This is a genomic window from Streptomyces sp. 796.1, from assembly GCF_047525675.1.
GTDB lineage: Bacteria > Actinomycetota > Actinomycetes > Streptomycetales > Streptomycetaceae > Streptomyces.
The window spans coordinates 34,015-51,536 of record NZ_JBLIWA010000005.1 but is presented as its reverse complement, the minus strand read 5'-3'; the positions used below and the strand labels follow the sequence as shown (position 1 = coordinate 51,536).

Genomic DNA, 17,522 nt, shown 5'->3' with positions numbered 1-17,522 from the left:
GAGCGCATGGCGGTACGCGAAGCGGCGCGGCGCCCCGTCCCGGTGGGGTGCCGCGCCGCGCGCATGCAAAGGGTCACGCAAAGGGGGTGGCCGGATCTGGCCGCTGATGGGCCGGCCGTGCTGCCCGGGTCAGCGGGATTCGCGGCCCGCGATCTGACGGGCGATGACCACGCGCTGGATCTGGTTGGTGCCCTCCAGGATCTGGAGCACCTTGGCCTCGCGCATGTAGCGCTCGACGGGGAAGTCGAGCGTGTAGCCGTAGCCGCCGAAGAGTTGGACCGCGTCGGTGGTGACGCGCATGGCGGTGTCGGTGCAGAACAGCTTGGCCATCGCGGCCTGCTTGGAGTACGGCTGGCCGGCGTCGCGCAGCCGCGCGGCGGCCAGGTACAGCGCCCGGCCGGCCTCGATCTGAGTGGCCATGTCGGCCAGGATGAAGCGCAGGCCCTGGAAGTCGGCGATCGGGCGGCCGAACTGCTGGCGGTCGGCGGTGTAGCGCAGGCTCTCGTCGAGCGCGGCCTGTGCGATGCCGATGGCGCAGGCGGCGATGCCCAGGCGCCCCGAGTCCAGGGCGGAGAGCGCGATCGAGAAGCCCTGCCCCTCCTCGCCGAGCCGCCGGCTGTCGGGGATGCGCACGCCGTCGAAGTGGAGTTGCGCGGTGGGCGAGCCCTTCATGCCCATCTTGCGCTCGGGCGCCGCGGCCGACAGCCCCTCGGCGTCGCCCGGCACCAGGAAGGCGCTGATGCCGCGCGGCCCCTGCTCGCCGGTGCGGGCGAGCACGGAGTAGAAGTCGGCGACGCCGCCGTGCGTGATCCACGCCTTGGTGCCGTCGATGACCCAGTCGTCACCCTGTCGGGTGGCGCGGGTGACCAGGGAGGCGGCGTCGGACCCGGAGGCCGGTTCGGAGAGGCAGTACGCGCCGAGCACCCCGCCGCCGAGCATCACGGGCAGGTGCTCGGTGCGCTGTTCCTTGGTGCCGAATTCGGCCAGGGCGTGGCAGGAGAGGGTGTGCACGCTGACGCCGAGCCCCACGGTGAGCCGGGCCGCCGCCAGCTCCTCCAGGACCTGGAGGTAGACCTCGTACGGCTGGGCGCCGCCGCCGTACTCCTCCGCGAAGGTGAGGCCGAGCAGGCCGGAGGTGGAGAGCAGGGCGAAGACCTCGCGGGGGAAGTGCCCGGCGTCCTCTTCTTCCGCCGCCCGTGGCCGGATCTCTCGGTCAGCGAGGTCGCGCACCAGCGCGAGCAGATCGCGGGACTCCTCGGTGGGCAACTGTCGCTCCACCGGCTGCGGGCCGGGGTGGGTCATGGCGGCGCTCTCCTCCCTGTTGGGCGCTCATCGGCGCACGACGAAGTCGCCCGGGTGCGGCGGCTCTGCCGTTTCTGCGGCTCAGCCGATCTTCCCTTGCCGGATTGCGACCCGGGATGACCTGCGGCTGTAGCGGGTTGGAGTATGCCTGATCGGCGGCTTCGCGTCACCGGCCGACGATCAGGTTCTGTCACGCGTGAATTGGTCCGAACCATTGACCGTAGTGGTCTAGTCCTTCTACGGTTTCCCCGCAGAAGAGAACGCGTTCATGTCAAGTTCCGCGTTCTCCGGACTGATCCCCCCACCTCTCCCCACTCAGGAGACCCCATGGTCAGATCACAGCGCACACGCACGCGTCTGCCCGCGTTGGTCACCGCATTCGCCGCGTCGGCGGCGGTCCTGGTCGGCACGTTGTTCACCGGCGCCGGCCCCGCGAACGCGGACGGCGCCCGCGCCACCAAGGACGACCAGGCACGCACCGCGGTCACCGCGCAGAGCGACCAGCAAAACGCCCAGGCACCGCGTTCCGCCCCGGCCACCCCCACCAAGGCCGCGGGCGACAAGGTGGTCGGATACTTCGTCAACTGGGGTGTCTACCAGCGCAATTACCACGTCAAGAACATCGAGACGTCGGGCGCGGCATCGAAGCTGACGCACATCAACTACGCGTTCGGCAACGTTCAGGGCGGCAAGTGCACCATTGGTGACAGCTACGCCGACTACGACAAGCTGTACGACGCCAACACCAGCGTCGACGGCAAGACCGACACCTGGGACCAGCCGCTGCGCGGCAACTTCAACCAGCTCCGCAAGTTGAAGGCCAAGCACCCGAACCTCAAGGTGATCTGGTCCTTCGGCGGCTGGACCTGGTCGGGCGGGTTCGGTCAGGCCGCGCAGAACCCGGCGGCCTTCGCCGAGTCCTGCTACAAGCTGGTCGAGGACCCCCGCTGGGCCGATGTCTTCGACGGCATCGACATCGACTGGGAGTACCCGAACGCGTGTGGCCTCACCTGTGACACCAGCGGCAAGGACGCGCTGACCAAGGTGCTGTCCGCGCTGCGGTCCAAGTTCGGGCAGCAGAACCTGGTGACGGCGGCCATCTCGGCCGACGGCTCCAACGGTGGCAAGCTCGACGCCGCCGACTACAAGTCCGCCGCGCAGTACACGGACTGGATCATGCCGATGACGTACGACTTCTTCGGCGCCTGGGACGCGCAGGGCCCCACCGCCCCGCACTCCCCGCTCACCGCCTACCCGGGCATCCCGAAGGAGGGCTTCAACTCCGACGCGGCGATCCAGAAGCTGAAGGGCTTCGGCATCCCCGCCAACAAGTTGCTGCTCGGTATCGGCTTCTACGGCCGCGGCTGGACGGGCGTCACCCAGAAGGAGCCGGGCGGCAAGGCGACCGGCCCCGCGCCGGGCAAGTACGAGCAGGGCATCGAGGACTACAAGGACCTCAAGACCCGCTGCCCGTCCAACGGCACCGTCGGCGGCACCGCCTACGCCCACTGCGGCAACCAGTGGTGGAGCTACGACACCCCGGCCACCATCGGCGGCAAGATGAACTACAAGAACCAGCAGGGTCTCGGCGGCACCTTCTTCTGGGAGCTCAGCGGAGACACCGCGGGCGGCGAGCTGATCAAGGCGATCAGGTAGTCGACACCCGATGACCGCGGGCGACCGCGGTCGGTGACGCCCCCAGGGTGGGGAGCCGGTCCGCCGGCTTCCCACCCGCTCGCCTTTCCGGGCCCCCGTACGGCGCCCGCGCGCCCTCCTGGTCTCGTACGCCGCCCGCCCGCGCCGGCCGCACGACGCCCGCCCGTACCTTCCCGTACGCGGCCCGTCCGTGCCGTGCGTGCGGTGGCCGACCGCGTGGGTCCGTGCCAGCCTGGGGGCATCCCCAGCCCCGCCGGGAGGTCTCACCACAGTGTCGTGGCGGCTCCGTACCCCCAGGTTCGCCCGTGGCCTGTTCGTGGTGCTGCTCGGGTACCTGGCGACGATCGTCGTCATCGACGAGCTGACCTCGCGCTACCTGCGGCTCGACGTGTACGCCGCGGTCGCGCCCATGGTCGCCGCCGCCCTGTGCACCTACCGCCAGACCCTGGTCATCGGCGCTCTCGACTTCGTCGCCATGACCGTGATCTACGGCGTGTTGCCGACCAGCGTGCCCACCGTGACCCGGGCCGGCGCGATCCTCAGCAATGCGCTGATGGTGGGCGCGAGCATCGCCGTGGCCCGGCTGCTGCGCGACCGCGAGGACCTGCTCGCCCGGGAGCGCGCCACCGGCGAGGCCGCCCAGCGGGCCCTGCTGCGCCAGCTTCCGCTGCGTACCCGCGAGGTCGTGGTGGACGGCTTCTACGTGTCGGCGCAGCGCGACGCGCTGGTCGGCGGTGACCTGTACGAGGCGGTGGAGACCCCGCACGGCACCCGGGTGCTCATCGGCGACGTCCGCGGCAAGGGGCTGAGCACGCTGGGCGCCGGCTCGGCCGTGCTGACCGCCTTCCGGGAGGCGGCCTACCACCGGCGCAGCCTGCTCAGCAGCGTGGGCGCGATGGAGCAGGGCCTGGCCCGCTACAACGCCTCGGGCGAGGGCCAGGAGCCGCTCGGCGCGCAGGAACGCTTCGTGACCGCGCTCGTCCTCGGCACCGACGGCACACCCCCGCACGGCGCCGGGCACCCGGCCCCGGACGCGCCGCTCCCGCTGCTCGTCGTGGACTGCGGCCACGTCGCGCCGTACGTGATCGGCCCGGACGGCACCGTACGGGAGGTCGAGATCGCCGAGCCGGGGCTGCCGCTGGGCCTCGGCGAGCTGGCCGAGCAGCCGCGGGACATCCAGCAGGTGGTGCTGCCGGCCGGCTGTCGGCTGCTGGCCTGCACGGACGGCGTGACCGAGGCCAGGGGCCCGGACGGCGCGTTCTATCCGCTGGCGGCCCGGCTCCAGCGCTGGGCGGCGCTGCCGACCGTACAACTGCTCCGTACCCTGCGGGCCGACCTGGACGTGCACACCGGTGGGCAGCTCCAGGACGACGCGGCGGTGCTGATCATGGAGCGGTTGCCGGTGGCCGACCCGGTGTCGCGCCAGCCGGCCCGCGGCTGATCGGGGCGACCGGGGCCGGCTCAGCGCCGGGTGGCCGCGCCGTGCGGCGCCCTTCGGCACGGTGCCGTCATCCATAAGAAGTCGGGTTGGTGGGGGTCCCAGTTCCCGGCGCGCACAGGGAGAAACCTCACGTGCCGCGCGGCCGGACCAACCGGGCCGGGATGTGGTTAACCCGTGTCACGATGATGCCTCGTCGCCCCGTGGCCACCGTCGTCGTGGCCCCCGTCGCCGTCACGCATCCGTCTCTGCCCTCCCCCGATCCCGCCCATTGCCCATTGCCCATGCTTCCTGCGTACCCCTACTGCCCCCTATCCCTTCTGCCCCTGTCCCCTGTCCGCGTCTGTCCGTCTTGGAGCGGCGATGACCTCGTCTCAGTTCAGTCCAGTCCTCTTGCTCATCGGCTTCGTCCTGTTGCTCGGGGCCATGTTCGGCGTCGCGTACGCCGTCGGCTCGGCGGCCGGGCCGGTCGCGCCGGGCCTCCACCGTTCGGGTGACGGAGGGTCCGGCGGCGGCATGGACGACATGGGTGGGATGGACAACCACGGTCTCGGCGTGCTGTCGCCTGCGCCCGCCCGGGACGTGCCGGCGGCGGCCGGGGGTGCCCGGTGACCGTGCCCACCACCCCGGCCACGACCGAGCTCACGATCGGCGGCATGACCTGCGCCGCCTGCGTCGCCCGCGTCGAAAAACGACTCGCCCGCCTCGAAGGCGTCACCGCCACCGTCAACCTCGCCACCGAACGCGCCCACATCACCCACCCACCCACCATCTCGGTCGCCGAACTGACGGCCACCGTGGAGCGCGCCGGCTACACCGCCGAGCCGATCACCGCCGAGCGCGGCCGACCGGCGGACGAGGCCGGTGAAGCGGACGACGGGGCTGCGGGCGGGGAGGCGGCGGGCGCCGATCGGGCCGTCGCCCGCGAGGAGCGGGACCGGCTGCTGATCACGGCGCTGCTGTCGATCCCGGTGCTGGTGATCTCGATGGTCCCCGCGCTCCAGTTCCGCAACTGGCAGTGGGTGTGCTTCGTGCTCTCCACACCGGTCGCCGCCTGGAGTTCGTGGCCGTTCCACTCCCGGGCGGCCCGCGGGCTGCGGCACGGGGCGGCCACCATGGACACCCTGGTCTCGCTCGGGGTGCTGGCCGCCTTCTCCTGGTCCACGTACGCGTTGTTCTTCGGCGGGGCCGGCGAGCCCGGCATGGAGATGCCGTTCACGCTGCTGCCCTCCGCTTCGGGTGACACCCCGCACGTCTACCTGGAGGCGGCGGTCGCCGTCCCGCTGTTCGTCCTGACCGGGCGGCTGTTGGAGGCCCGGGCCAGGCACGGCACGGGCTCCGCGCTGCGCGCGCTCGCCTCGCTAGCCGCCAAGAACGTGGTGATAAGGGTCGACGGCGCCGAACGGCGCATCCCCATCGAGCAGTTGCAGGTGGGCGACCTGTTCGTGGTGCGGCCCGGCGAGCGGGTGGCCACCGACGGCGTGGTCGCCGAGGGTGGCTCGGCGCTGGACATGTCGCTGGTGACCGGCGAGAGCGCACCGGTCGAGGTGGGCCCGGGCTCCGCCGTGGTGGGCGGCGCGGTCAACTCGGGTGGCCTGCTGCTGGTACGGGCCGACGCCGTGGGCGCCGACACCCAACTGGCGCGCATCACCCGCCTGGTGGAGGACGCGCAGGCCGGCAAGGCGAAGGCGCAGCGCCTCGCCGACGCGGTGGCCGGCGTGTTCGTACCGGTGGTGCTGTCCATCGCGGTCACCGTCTGCGGCTTCTGGCTCGGCGCCGGCGCCGACCCGCAGGCGGCGGTGACCGTCGCGGTGGCCGTCCTGGTCGTCGCCTGCCCGTGCGCCCTGGGCCTGGCGACCCCCACCGCGCTGCTCGCCGCCACCGGACGCGGTGCCCAACTCGGCATCCTGGTCAAGGGCCCGCAGGCACTGGAGGGGCTGCGCCGGGTGGACACCGTCGTGCTCGACAAGACGGGCACGCTGACCGTCGGCGAGATGGGCGTCACGGAGGTGACCTGCCGCCCCGGTGGGTTGGCCGAGAAGGCGGTACTGCGGCTGGCGGGCGCGGTCGAGCAGGGTTCAGAGCACCCGGTGGGCCGTGCGGTGCTGGCGCATGCGCGCCGTACGACGCCCGAGGAGACCGCGTTGCCGCCGGTGACGGAGTTCGCCGCGACGGCCGGTCTCGGCGTCAGCGGGCGGGTCGACGGGCAGCGGGTGACGGTCTCCCGCCCGGACGCGCCAGTCACCGGGACGGACCCGGCGGCGGACGGCACGGCCACGGACCCGATCGCCGGGCCCGCGCTGCCGGCCGAACTCGCCGCCGCCGTACGCAGCGCCGAGGACACCGGGCACACCGCGGTGCTGGTCCGGGTCGACGGCGTCCCCGAGGCCGTACTCGCACTGGGCGACAGCCTGCGGCCTGGCAGCTACCGGGCCGTTGACCACCTGCGCCGGCTCGGTCTGCGGACGGTCCTGGCGACCGGCGACAGCGAGGCGACGGCCCGCGCCGTCGCCGAGCGGCTCGGCATCACCGAGGTGCACGCCCGGGCGACCCCCGAGGGCAAGGCCGAACTGGTCCGCTCGCTGCGTGAACGCGGCCACCGGGTCGCGGTCATCGGCGACGGCGTCAACGACGCGGCGGCCCTCGCCCACGCCGACCTCGGCATCGCGATGGGCGGCGGCACGGACGCCGCGATCGGCGCGGCCGACGTGACGCTGGTGCGCGAGGACATGGGCGCGCTGCCGGACGCGGTGCGGCTGGCCCGGCGCACGCTCGGCACCGTACGGTCCAACCTGGCCTGGGCGTTCGGCTACAACGCGGTCACCCTGCCGCTGGCCGCCGTGGGGTGGCTGAACCCGATGGTGGCCGCCGCGGCGATGTCCGCCAGTTCGGTCATCGTGGTCGGCAACAGCCTGCGGCTGCGCGGCTGGCAGCCCAGTTCGTCCAGCGGCGCACCGGGGCGCCCGCGCTCCGGCACCGCACGTCCCGGCGGCCCGCGGCCCGGGGGCTCCCGCCCGGGCCCCGCCCGCGCCACGGCCTCGGCCACCCGGAAGCAGTCATGAGCGAGGAATCCGTGTCCTACCAGTCCGACATCGACCACGGCGCCGACGCCGCCCCGGCCGTGGCGAACGGCCCGTCCGGGGCGGCCGGTAAGACGGGGGCCGCCGACCTGACGGGCGGGCCGGGGCCCCGGCCCCCGCGTCGGGGTCTGGCGGCGATCGCGGCGCGCCGGGGGGCCTTCGCGGCCGTCCTCGCGCCGGTCCTCGCCTGCGCCGTCACCCTGGGCGCGCTCACCGCCTGGACGGCCTCCGGCGCGGCCGGCAGCCCCGCCGAACCCACCCTGGTCGACGCGCGCATCATGCTCCCCTCCAACCCAGACGCAACGGCGGCGCTGTTCAACCTGACCAACGAGGGTGGTGCGGACGACGCCCTGGTACGCGTCTCGACGCCGGCGAAGGCCGGGCGCGTGATGCTCAGCCGCAGCGTGCACGAGAACGGCGTGGGCACGATGCAGATGGTCTCCTCCGTCGAGCTGCCCGCGGGTGGCTCGCTGGAGATGTCGGCGACCGGCCTCGACGTGATGGTCGAGGACCCGCCGCCGATGCGGCTCGGCGAACGCGTGCCGTTCGTCCTGCACTTCCGCGACAGCCCGCCGCTACGGGTCAACGCCCTGGTGGTACGGCCCGGGAGCTAGCGAACCCGGCAGCCAGAAGCACGGCGCGCAGCCGCCGCCCGGGCGGGCGAGTAGCGGCCCCAGGAGACTCCCCCTCCGCCTCGCGCGCCCCACCGGCCCCACCCACGACGTCCTGCGACGCTCGGGGTGGGGCCGTTGGCATGTCCGGCGGACCGTGGCCCCGGAGTACGGGCGCGGCGGCTGGCGGGGCGGGCGTGCCGCGCCGTCGGCACGCTTCGGGCCTACCCACCGCGGCGGCGCGGCGCGAGAGGTCCCGGGGTGGGAGGTCCCGGGGTGGGGGCACGGCAAGACTTCCCGTGCCCCCACCCGACGGGTTCAGCGCGCCCCGGCCAGTTCGGGTACGCGCAACGGTTCCGCGTCCGGCCTCGCGCCCGCGCCCGCACGTGGAGCGGCCGGTGGCGCGGCGGCGCCGCCTCGCAGCGGTGCCGTACGGTGCGCCACGGCGGATGGCGGGGCCACCCCTACGGCGGGCGTGGGCGCTCCCGCCGACCGCGCCGCCTGCACCACGACGGGCTCGGCCGGGGCGGGCTCAGCGAGCACGGGCTCGGCCGGCGCAGGCTTCAGCGAGGCGGGCTCGGTTGGAGCGGGCTTCAGCGAGGCGGGCTGCAACCTGGTCGCGCCCGCGCCGGCAGCCCGGCTACCGGTCGTCCCCGCGGCCCCCGCGGCCCGGCCGTCGGCCGCCCCAGCAGCCCTGCCCCCGGCCGGCGGGGGCGCCGCTGGCGCGGCCGGTGCGCGCGGGGTGGCCGGCGGTGGTCCGGCGGCCTCCAGGGGGCCGAACCCGGCCCGTTCGGCGCTGGTCAGTTGGTGGATCAGGGCCTCCCTCGCGCGCGCGACGCGCGAGCGCACCGTGCCCACCGGGCAGCCGGCGACGAGCGCCGCCTCGGCGTACGGCAGGCCGAGCAGTTGGGTGAGCACGAACGCCTCGCGCCGCTCGTATGGGAGCTGCCCCAGCAGTTGGGAGAGGGCCACACCCTCGTCGAAGCCGGGCAGTTCGCGGGACTGCGCCAACTCGGCCGCGGTCTGCCAGTCGTCCGTGTCGGAAAGCCGCGGCCTGGCCGCGTTGCAGCGCAGCCGGTCCACCACCGTGTAGCGGGCGATCGACAGCAGCCAGGTGCGGGCGGTCGACCTGCCCTCGAAGCGGGGCAGGCTGCGCAGTGCGCGCAGGTACGTCTCCTGGACGAGGTCGTCGGCCGCCTGCGGGTCGTTGCTCAGCCGCAGCACGTAGCGCCACACGTCGCGCTGGGTGGCTCGTACGAACCGGTCCACCGCGTCGGCGTCACCGCCGCGCGCGGCGAGGGCCCAGGCGGTCACCGCCGCGTCGTCTCGCTCAGCCACGGGCGCCACCGCGCTCCACACCGTGCCGGGTTGCGGTCCGGGCCCCGGCGGCATCGCGCCCGCGCGCGCGGGGGGCGCTGCACGGGGCGGTGGCGGCAGCGGGGACCATGTGCGGGTGCACTGTTCCGATTCCCGTACCGCACTCTCCGCCAGGGTCGACGGTGAGGCGCTGCCACCCGGGGTAGCCGGGGCGGCGCTCGATGCCCACGTGCGTGGCTGCATCGACTGCCGGCGCTGGGAGCACCAGGTGGTGGCCCTGCGCGAGTGGATCACCAGCATCGACAGCGGGCCGCACTAGGCGGCCGGGCCCGGCCGGGTCGGGGCGCCCGATCGCCTCGGCACCGGCCCGCCCGGCACGGCCCCGCCCGGCGCGCGACGCGCCGGCGGCCGGCCCGCGGTCCGTCATGGCCATCGTGAGTTGGTGCGGACCAATCGCGTACTGGCCGACGCCGTGCGGGGCAATTCCGTGCGGGTCAACTCCGTGCGGGCCGGTCCCGTACGGATCGATCCCGCTCGGTCGGCGCTCCCCCGCCCCGCGCGCGTTGGCGGCACGGGCGGGCAGGGCGGCCGAGAGTCCGTCGTCGATCACCCGGGGGCGTGGGACGGGCGAGCCGGGAGCGGCGTCAGCGCCGGCGGCACGCGGAGTGTCAGGGCCAGCGGACGGCACGGGCCCGGGCCGGTGCTGCGCAGCAGGCCGGCGGTGTCCCGTAGGGCAGTGCTGGCCGGTGGGCCGGTGCTGGTCAATGCATCGGTGCTGGTCAGTGCGTCGGTGTTGGTCAGTGGTCGTGCCGCGGCGGGGCGTCAGGTGCCCCGTCGCTGCTGCCCGGAGGTGGGCAGGGGTCATCGCCATGTGTCCTTCCTGGGTTCCGGCGTGCCGCGCGGGCAGGCCGGCTCCGGCCGTCAACGGGACGCGCCGGAGGGGGAACTGCCGGGTGGGGACGGGCCGTCAGACGACGGCAGGCCGTGGCGGACCACGGGTGGCGATGACGTGGACGAGCAGCAGGCGCCGCGGCCGGTGGGCCTCGTGCGCCCGGCCCCGGCGGCCGTGTTCGGGCAGTGGCCCGGGGGCGGTGTCGCCGAAGAGCACGTACAGCGGGGCGAAGAGCCAGCCGGCCAGCGCCCGGCCGACCCGGAACGCGGCCTGCTCCCCGCCGCACAGCCAGGCCCCGCAGACCAGCGCGACGACCAGGTGGGCGCTCCACATGCCGAGGCCGCCGTGCCCGTCGTGCAGGGCCATGGTGTGGGCGGAGGTGATGACGTCCTGGCCCAGGTCGGTCATCTGCTGGCCGACGCCGAGCCGGTTGCCGCCGGTGGGGCTCGCCCCGGCGGCCAGTTGGTCGGACGGCCCGCAACTGGGCGGCCAGACGCGGCCACTGGCAGCGATCTGCTCCCGCAGGGCGGCGGACGCCCCGGCCGCGCCGTGTCCTGACATCGCGCCGCCGGCGCCGTGGGCGTGTGCTCCGTGTGCCCCGTGCCCGCCGACGCCCGTCTGGGCGGCGCTGAAGAACGTGTGCAGGGCCAACTGCGCGCCGACCGTCAACGACATGATCAGCACGGGGCCGCGCTCGCGGCCCCCGGCGCACCAGGCCGCCCCGCCCGTGCCGGCCAGGGCGAGACCGAGCGCCCACAGCGGGATGGGCGTCGCCGACATGACGGCGTGCCCGGCGGCGGCGAGCAGCACGCAGACCGCCGCGAACACCGCTGCTCGCAGCGCCCGCAGAACGTGCCCCGCTTCCATGACGCACTCATCGTTGCACCCGTCGCCCGAGCGCTCGCGTGCGGGGGCGCGAATCACCGCGCAGGGCGCGAAGCGCCGCCCCGCACCTCGGCCCGTCGGTACGGGGCGGTGGAGGGCCGCCGGCTCGGGGGGATGGAGCCGCGGCCTGGTCCGTGCGCCTGCGCCGTCGCTGCGCCGTTCGGGTCAGTCCGGGTGCCGCGCGCCGCGACACCCGCTCCGGGCGCGGTGCCGCCCGCCACTCGGGTGGGGCGGCGGGCCCGGTACGCCGCCCGCCCCACCCCGCGTACCAGCGGATATCGGTGGTGGCCGGCGGCCGGCCGGGATGCGCGTCGGTGCCCGGCCGCTCCGTCGTGCGACGGGCCGGCCGGCTGCCCGCTCTCCAGTCAACTGCGGATCGCGGGCCGTCGGGAGGGTGTGTGCACCCCCGACGACGGGTGCGCTGCGCACACCCCGTGTGAAACGTGCGGGCCGCCGGGCGCCGCCCGCGGGCGTGTTCCTCCGCATCCGGGGCATTCACCTGGCGGGGGGCGTTGGGTACCGCAGAACGGACGAGGAACATGAGACCGACGAGTGGCGTACTGTCCGACACCAGGGACGGGCAACGACCGTCCCTTCCGATCCCGCGAGCCGAGCAGTGCCCGAATTGCGGTGGTCAGCTAGCCGTCAACCAGGACGGTTGGAAGATCTGCCACACGTGCGGATACGCCTCACCACCGTAGGTCGTCCGATGCGAATGCAGGAGGCAGGCCCCGTGGTCAACCCGAGCGTCAACGCGTCCCTCAACCCGTGGCTGGCGATGGTGCCGGGAACGGACCCCGCGGGCAGGTCGCGGGCGGTGCGCGACGGCTGGGAGGAGTTCGTGGCCCGGGGCGCCATCACGCCGTCGGTGCGCCCGGTGGTGGCCGAGTCGTGGCGGCGGTCGGCCACCGCGCGGGTGGCGAGCGACGTGGTCGCCCCGATCAGCCTGGAGCCGGGCGCCCTGGAGGCGTACCGCAGCGGGCACCCGCTGGCCCGGCTGCTGCCGCTCTTTCGCGAACTGCTCGGCGGCGTCGCGCAGGAGGGCGGCCATCTGTTCGCGGTCTCGGACGAGTTGGGCCGGCTGCTGTGGGTCGACGGGCACCGCGGTGAGCTCCGCCGGGCCGAGCGGATGAACTTCGTGGCCGGCGCCAGTTGGGACGAACGGCACGCGGGCACCAACGCGCCGGGCACCGCGCTCGCCGTCGGCCACCCGGTGCAGATCTTCGCCACCGAGCACTTCAGCCGCCCGATGCAACGGTGGACCTGCGCGGCGGCGCCGGTCCGCGACCCGCACACCGGGCGGCTGCTCGGCGCGGTCGACATCACCGGCGGCGACCATCTGGCCGGGCCGCACAGCCTGGCCCTGGTGCAGGCGACGGCCCGCGCGGCCGAGGCCGAACTGACCTCGCAGCGCCGCCCGGCCGCCGGCCCCGACGTGTGGCTGAGCGCGCTCGGCCGGGACGAGGCGCTGTGGGTGGCGCAGGGCCGGCGGCTGCGGCTCAGCCGGCGGCACAGCGAGATCGTGGTCCTGCTCGCCACGCACCCGGACGGCCTGACCGGCGACCGGCTGGCCGCGCTGCTGTACGGGGAGCAGGAGGTGGACCCCGTCACGTTACGGGCCGAGCTGTCCCGGCTGCGGCGCCGGATCGGCCCGCTGCTCGGCTCCCGCCCGTACCGACTGTGCGCCACGGTCCGCTGTGACGTGCTGATGGCGGCGGACGAACTCACCGCCGGCTTCCCGCACGCCGCACTCCGCACGTACCAGGGGCCGCTGCTCCCGCTGTCGGAGGCGCCCGGGGTGCGGCGGCTGCGGGCGGTCCTCGACGACCGCGTGCGGCGAGCGGTGCTCGACGGCCGGGACGTCGAGTTGCTGCGGACGTGGGTGCGCACCCCGTGGGCCGAGGGCGATCTGGAGGTGCGGGAGGCGCTGCTCGCCGTGTTGCCCGCGGGCAGCGCCGAGCGGGCCGCGGTCGCCCGCGACACCCAACGGCTGCGGGCGGCGTACGGCCTGCCGGCGGCGCACCCGGTGGCGCGGGCGCGGCCCGCTGCAACGTCGGCGCAACGCGGCGCTCACTAGCCTCCGCGCAGCGCCGCCCGCGGTGGGAGTGGGTGGCATGTGAGGGAGGTCGTCCCATGCCTCGATACGCGCACCCCGGTTCCGACGGTGCCGTGGTGAACTTCGCGCCGCGCTACGACCACTGGATCGGAGGCGGCTACGTGCCGCCCCGGCAGGGCCGGTACTTCGAGAACCCGAGCCCGGTCAACGGGCAGCCGTTCACGGAGATCGCCCGCGGCACCGCCGAGGACGTGGAGGCGGCCCTGGACGCCGCCCACGCGGCGGCCCCGGCGTGGGGCAGGACGCCCGCGGCCGAGCGCGCGGCGCTGCTCCTCCAGGTCGCCGACCGGATGGAGGAGAACCTCGAAGCGCTCGCGGTGGCCGAGAGCTGGGACAACGGCAAGCCGGTACGGGAGACGCTGGCGGCCGACGTGCCGCTGGCCATCGACCACTTCCGGTACTTCGCGGGTGCCATCCGCGCCCAGGAAGGCAGCCTGTCCGAGATCGACCCGGACACCGTGGCCTACCACTTCCACGAGCCGCTCGGCGTGGTGGCGCAGATCATCCCGTGGAACTTCCCGCTCCTGATGGCCGCGTGGAAGCTGGCGCCGGCGCTGGCCGCGGGCAATGCGGTCGTCCTCAAGCCGGCCGAGCAGACTCCGGCTTCGATCCACGTCTGGCTCGAACTCGTCGCCGACCTGCTGCCGCCCGGTGTGGTCAACATCGTCAACGGTTTCGGCGTGGAGGCCGGCAAGCCGCTGGCCAGCAGCGCCCGGGTGGCCAAGGTCGCCTTCACCGGCGAGACCACCACCGGCCGGCTGATCATGCAGTACGCGGCGGAGCACGTGAAGCCGGTGACGTTGGAGCTGGGCGGCAAGAGCCCGAACCTCTTCTTCGACGACGTCTCCGCCGCGGCGGACGACTTCCTGGACAAGGCGCTCGAAGGGTTCACCATGTTCGCCTTCAACCAGGGCGAGGTGTGCACCTGTCCCTCCCGGGCCCTGATCGAACAGGGCCACTACGCGGAGTTCCTCGCCGCCGGCGTCGCCCGTACCGAGAAGATCGTGCAGGGACATCCGCTGGACACCACGACGATGGTGGGGGCGCAGGCGTCCAACGACCAGTTGGAGAAGATCCTCTCGTACCTGGACATCGGCCGCCAGGAGGGCGCCAAGACCCTCACCGGAGGCGCCCGGGCAGAACTGGGCGGCGAGTTGGAGGGCGGCTACTACGTCCAGCCCACGATCTTGGAGGGCGCCAACCACATGCGCGTCTTCCAGGAGGAGATCTTCGGTCCGGTGGTGGCAGTGGCCCCGTTCGCCGGCTTCGACCAGGCCATCGAGATCGCGAACGACACCCTGTACGGCCTGGGCGCAGGCGTCTGGACCCGCAACGGCACCACGGCCTACCGCGCGGGCCGCGCCATCCAGGCCGGCCGCGTCTGGACCAACTGCTACCACGCGTACCCCGCGCACGCGGCGTTCGGCGGCTACAAGCAGTCCGGCATCGGCCGGGAGAACCACAAGATGATGCTCGACCACTATCAGCAGACGAAGAATTTGTTGGTGTCGTATTCGGCGAAGAAGCTGGGCTTCTTCTAGACGCGCAAAAAGAGGTGCCCGACCTGGTCTTTCACCCGTCAGGCAGCTCCCGACGGTGCAATCTTCAGCGAGTCTGTTTTGCTCGATGAATGCCAGTTCCTCCCGCAGGAAACCCACTTCTGATCACTGAACCTCTTTCGTCCTGTCCGCACTGGGCGAAATAGTGTGGCCAGCAGGGCCGGTTCACGCGCCGGAGCCCCTCGTTCGTCGGGGTGGTGATTCCACTCATCGCCCCGACGAACGGAGGGGCTCTGCTGGTTCCGCTTCCTTCCCTGCCCGACGTCCCACACGGGCTGGTGGAGCGGGCGCGGTTGCCCCGGCATCGGCGTGCGGCTGCCCTGCGTACTTCGCCGAACGCCCCGCAGTAGGCCCACGGCCCCGCGGAAAGGATCGACTTCGACGGAAGGTGAGGTTTTCCCTAAACCCGGTTCCACTTCGTGGGGCCGCTCACCACGGGGGACTAGGGTCGACGCGTCGGCGCGACAGCGTATTCGGTCCGGACGAAAGAGCGTGGGAGTATGACGGCAACCGCCACCGCGAGCGGCGCCAAGCGAACGTTTGCCGTACGGGCCGGAGAGGCGAGTGGTGACCGCATCCGACTGAGTGTTTACGACATGCTCATCGGCACGGTCTATACGCCTCGTGTCTTTTTCTACCGGGAGACACTCGACGGCGAGGCGCTCCGTGCCTCCCTCGGCAGGACACTGCGCAAATTCCCGATCCTCGCCGGCCGCATGAAGAGGGATCCCGACGGCGGTCTCAGCGTCCTCTGCGATGATTCCGGTGTGCGCTTCGTCGAGGCATACGCGTCCGTGCCCATGCCGGACTACGGGCCTCGCCACACGGCGAAGAAGGGGCTGGAGCGCCACCTCAGTCACGCCATGCCGTTCTGGGTGGTCGACCGCGACACGCCGCTCTTCACGGTGAAGCTCACCCATATGAGGGGCGGCGGCTCCGTTCTGGGCCTCACGATGAACCACGCCGTGGCCGACGGGGCCAGCTACATGAGCTTCGTGGAGAGTTGGGCGCGCGAGCACCGGGGCCTTGATTACCCCGAGCCCAGCCACGACCGCGGGGTCATCGACGCGCTCGCCGAGTCGGCCTTAGGTGACACCTCCATAGGCGGCGCCCATCTCACGGTCATGGAGCGGGGCCGGAAGGCCGCCTTCTTCGGGCGCATCCTGCGGGGCAGCCTCGGCAGCGTGACGACGGTGACCACCCGCTTCACCGCGGCTGAACTGGCCGCCATCAAGGCCACCGCGATGGCCGACCTCGCTGGCACCGAGCAGTGGGTGTCCACCAATGACGCGCTGACCGCCCATCTCTGGAAAGTCCTCGGCGCATTACATGACCGCCCCGACACGAGCGAGACAAGGCTCGGCCTCATCGCCGACTTCCGTTCGTTCGTCGGGACAGCCGTACCGGATGACTACTGGGGCAACGCCGTCACCAATACCCGGCCCAGGATGACCGCGGCCGAACTGCGCTCCCGCCCCCTCGGCGAGGTCGCCGCGGCGGTCCGCGCGGCTCACGCCGAGAACACGGAGCACAGAATCCGTGAGGAAGTGGCATTCCTCCGCGCCGAACGCGATGCGGGGCGCTTCAAGCGCGTCATGACCACGATGGCTCTGGACTCGTTCGACGGCACGATCGCGATCAACAACTGGTCGAAGCTGCCCTTCTACAGCATCGACTTCGGGCAGGGCGCCCCCTTCTGGTACGACTTCACCTCCATGGTGGTTCCCTGGACCGTGCACATCGCGCCGACCCCGGCCGACCAGGACGGCGCCCGAGATGTGCATATGGCACTGCCCCGTGCCCAGGTCCGTGCCCTTGAGGAGCCGGCCTGGGTCGGCCGGTTCCACCCGTACGCGGATTGCGGCGAGGTGTTTCCGCTGGCCTTTATGAATGCCAAAGCGAAGCGCTGAGCCGTAAGACCGCGAAGCGGCGGAGCGCCGGGGCCGGTCGGCCCTGACGGAGCCGGTGGACGTGGTGCTTGCTGCGCGGCCGTGCGCGGTCGACCGGGCTGGGCCCGTTTTGTGAAAGCCGGTGAGCCCGAGCCGGACCCCCAGCCGGGCCGGGGGCTTGCCCCGGTGGCCACGTCCGCGGACCGGCGGGGCATAGGGGTCGAGCCGGGCCGCGCACGACGGTGCGGGCGGAGCTCGGCTGACGGTCGGCCACGGCGCCCCCTCCCTGCCAGCGGTCGTTCCACAAGTCCGGCCGAGGGGCGGCAACTGCGGCTGGTTCCACCGCTTTTCGGACGGGAGCTGACGCTGCAAACCTCCGGCGAGCCAACTTCTCGGGGTTCCGGCGCCTCGCGTATGTGGCCTGTTTCCCCTCCCCGATGAGGGGAGGCAGCCGTATCACGCCCCGCCCCCTCCGCGTTCGTCCTCGTCCTCGGTGCCTGGCACGGCGGCGGGTCGCGGCGGCCGGTGGCCCGGCCGGCTGGGCGCTGCCGGATACGTGTCTCACCTGGCCTTACCCAGGCCGGCCGCCAGGCTCGACGGTGTCCGCCGGCCGACCCGCACCGACACGTAGTTCGCCCGCGGGTGCGGTGCCGCCCTACCGGACGTCTCCCCCGGCAAGGCCGTGCCCGGGCCTGCCGCCACTCCGTGGCTGCACGCTGTCTGCCGCTGCCACGAGTCAGCCGGAGCCTTCGTGACCAGGAAGATATGCCCATTTAG

11 protein-coding genes and 1 pseudogene are annotated in these 17,522 nt (G+C 73.3%); 9 read left to right on the top strand and 3 right to left on the bottom strand.

Features of this window, described 5'->3' with window-relative positions:
* Positions 1-129: 129 nt before the first annotated feature.
* On the bottom strand, positions 130-1,302 hold the full coding sequence (locus tag ACMA1D_RS05270; RefSeq protein WP_414722679.1) for an acyl-CoA dehydrogenase family protein: 1,173 nt from the start codon (positions 1,300-1,302) through the stop codon (positions 130-132).
* Positions 1,303-1,629: 327 nt separating this feature from the next.
* On the opposite strand from ACMA1D_RS05270, the gene ACMA1D_RS05265 reads away from it, so the two are divergent.
* The 5 genes from ACMA1D_RS05265 (at position 1,630) to ACMA1D_RS05245 (ending at position 8,090) form a co-directional block, all read left to right on the top strand.
* Complete coding sequence (locus tag ACMA1D_RS05265) at positions 1,630-2,958, top strand: glycoside hydrolase family 18 protein (protein WP_414722678.1); 1,329 nt, start codon at positions 1,630-1,632, stop codon at positions 2,956-2,958.
* A 271-nt stretch (positions 2,959-3,229) separates the two neighbouring features.
* Positions 3,230-4,399: a PP2C family protein-serine/threonine phosphatase gene (locus ACMA1D_RS05260; protein ID WP_414722677.1), complete on the top strand. Its 1,170-nt coding sequence runs from the start codon at positions 3,230-3,232 to the stop codon at positions 4,397-4,399.
* 360 nt (positions 4,400-4,759) lie between these two features.
* On the top strand, positions 4,760-5,008 hold the full coding sequence (locus tag ACMA1D_RS05255) for a hypothetical protein (protein WP_414722676.1): 249 nt from the start codon (positions 4,760-4,762) through the stop codon (positions 5,006-5,008).
* Between the two features lie 2 nt (positions 5,009-5,010).
* A complete protein-coding gene (locus ACMA1D_RS05250; protein ID WP_414722675.1) occupies positions 5,011-7,458 on the top strand; it encodes a heavy metal translocating P-type ATPase in 2,448 nt (815 codons plus the stop codon).
* A complete protein-coding gene (locus ACMA1D_RS05245; protein ID WP_414722674.1) occupies positions 7,455-8,090 on the top strand; it encodes a copper chaperone PCu(A)C in 636 nt (211 codons plus the stop codon). Before ACMA1D_RS05250 ends, ACMA1D_RS05245 begins: the two co-directional genes overlap by 4 nt.
* Before the next feature lie 780 nt (positions 8,091-8,870).
* Here ACMA1D_RS05245 and ACMA1D_RS05240 read toward each other — a convergent pair.
* Positions 8,871-9,479, bottom strand: a pseudogene (locus ACMA1D_RS05240) (sigma-70 family RNA polymerase sigma factor); the annotation flags it as partial.
* A gap of 61 nt (positions 9,480-9,540) precedes the next feature.
* Here ACMA1D_RS05240 and ACMA1D_RS05235 point away from each other — a divergent pair.
* Positions 9,541-9,723, top strand: coding sequence for a zf-HC2 domain-containing protein (locus ACMA1D_RS05235; protein WP_414722673.1), 183 nt, complete (start codon positions 9,541-9,543; stop codon positions 9,721-9,723).
* 648 nt (positions 9,724-10,371) lie between these two features.
* Here the strand turns inward: ACMA1D_RS05235 and ACMA1D_RS05230 are convergent.
* Complete coding sequence (locus ACMA1D_RS05230; protein WP_414722672.1) at positions 10,372-11,163, bottom strand: hypothetical protein; 792 nt, start codon at positions 11,161-11,163, stop codon at positions 10,372-10,374.
* Positions 11,164-11,896: 733 nt separating this feature from the next.
* Between ACMA1D_RS05230 and ACMA1D_RS05225 the strand changes: the two genes are divergently transcribed.
* The 3 genes from ACMA1D_RS05225 (at position 11,897) to ACMA1D_RS05215 (ending at position 16,766) form a co-directional block, all read left to right on the top strand.
* Positions 11,897-13,258: a GAF domain-containing protein gene (locus tag ACMA1D_RS05225; RefSeq protein WP_414722808.1), complete on the top strand. Its 1,362-nt coding sequence runs from the start codon at positions 11,897-11,899 to the stop codon at positions 13,256-13,258.
* A gap of 56 nt (positions 13,259-13,314) precedes the next feature.
* The gene (locus ACMA1D_RS05220; RefSeq protein WP_414722671.1) at positions 13,315-14,838 is read left to right on the top strand and encodes an aldehyde dehydrogenase family protein; all 1,524 of its coding nucleotides are present in this window, start codon (positions 13,315-13,317) and stop codon (positions 14,836-14,838) included.
* A 518-nt stretch (positions 14,839-15,356) separates the two neighbouring features.
* The gene (locus tag ACMA1D_RS05215; RefSeq protein ID WP_414722670.1) at positions 15,357-16,766 is read left to right on the top strand and encodes an acyltransferase; all 1,410 of its coding nucleotides are present in this window, start codon (positions 15,357-15,359) and stop codon (positions 16,764-16,766) included.
* The last annotated feature ends 756 nt before the right edge of the window (positions 16,767-17,522 follow it).

Coding starts and splice junctions, on each gene's coding strand:
- ACMA1D_RS05220 (WP_414722671.1), top strand. CDS start 13,315: ATGCCTCGATACGCGCACCCCGGTTCCGACGGTGCCGTGGTGAACTTC.
- ACMA1D_RS05255 (WP_414722676.1), top strand. CDS start 4,760: ATGACCTCGTCTCAGTTCAGTCCAGTCCTCTTGCTCATCGGCTTCGTC.
- ACMA1D_RS05230 (WP_414722672.1), bottom strand. CDS start 11,163: ATGGAAGCGGGGCACGTTCTGCGGGCGCTGCGAGCAGCGGTGTTCGCG.
- ACMA1D_RS05215 (WP_414722670.1), top strand. CDS start 15,357: ATGACGGCAACCGCCACCGCGAGCGGCGCCAAGCGAACGTTTGCCGTA.
- ACMA1D_RS05245 (WP_414722674.1), top strand. CDS start 7,455: ATGAGCGAGGAATCCGTGTCCTACCAGTCCGACATCGACCACGGCGCC.
- ACMA1D_RS05270 (WP_414722679.1), bottom strand. CDS start 1,302: ATGACCCACCCCGGCCCGCAGCCGGTGGAGCGACAGTTGCCCACCGAG.
- ACMA1D_RS05225 (WP_414722808.1), top strand. CDS start 11,897: ATGCAGGAGGCAGGCCCCGTGGTCAACCCGAGCGTCAACGCGTCCCTC.
- ACMA1D_RS05265 (WP_414722678.1), top strand. CDS start 1,630: ATGGTCAGATCACAGCGCACACGCACGCGTCTGCCCGCGTTGGTCACC.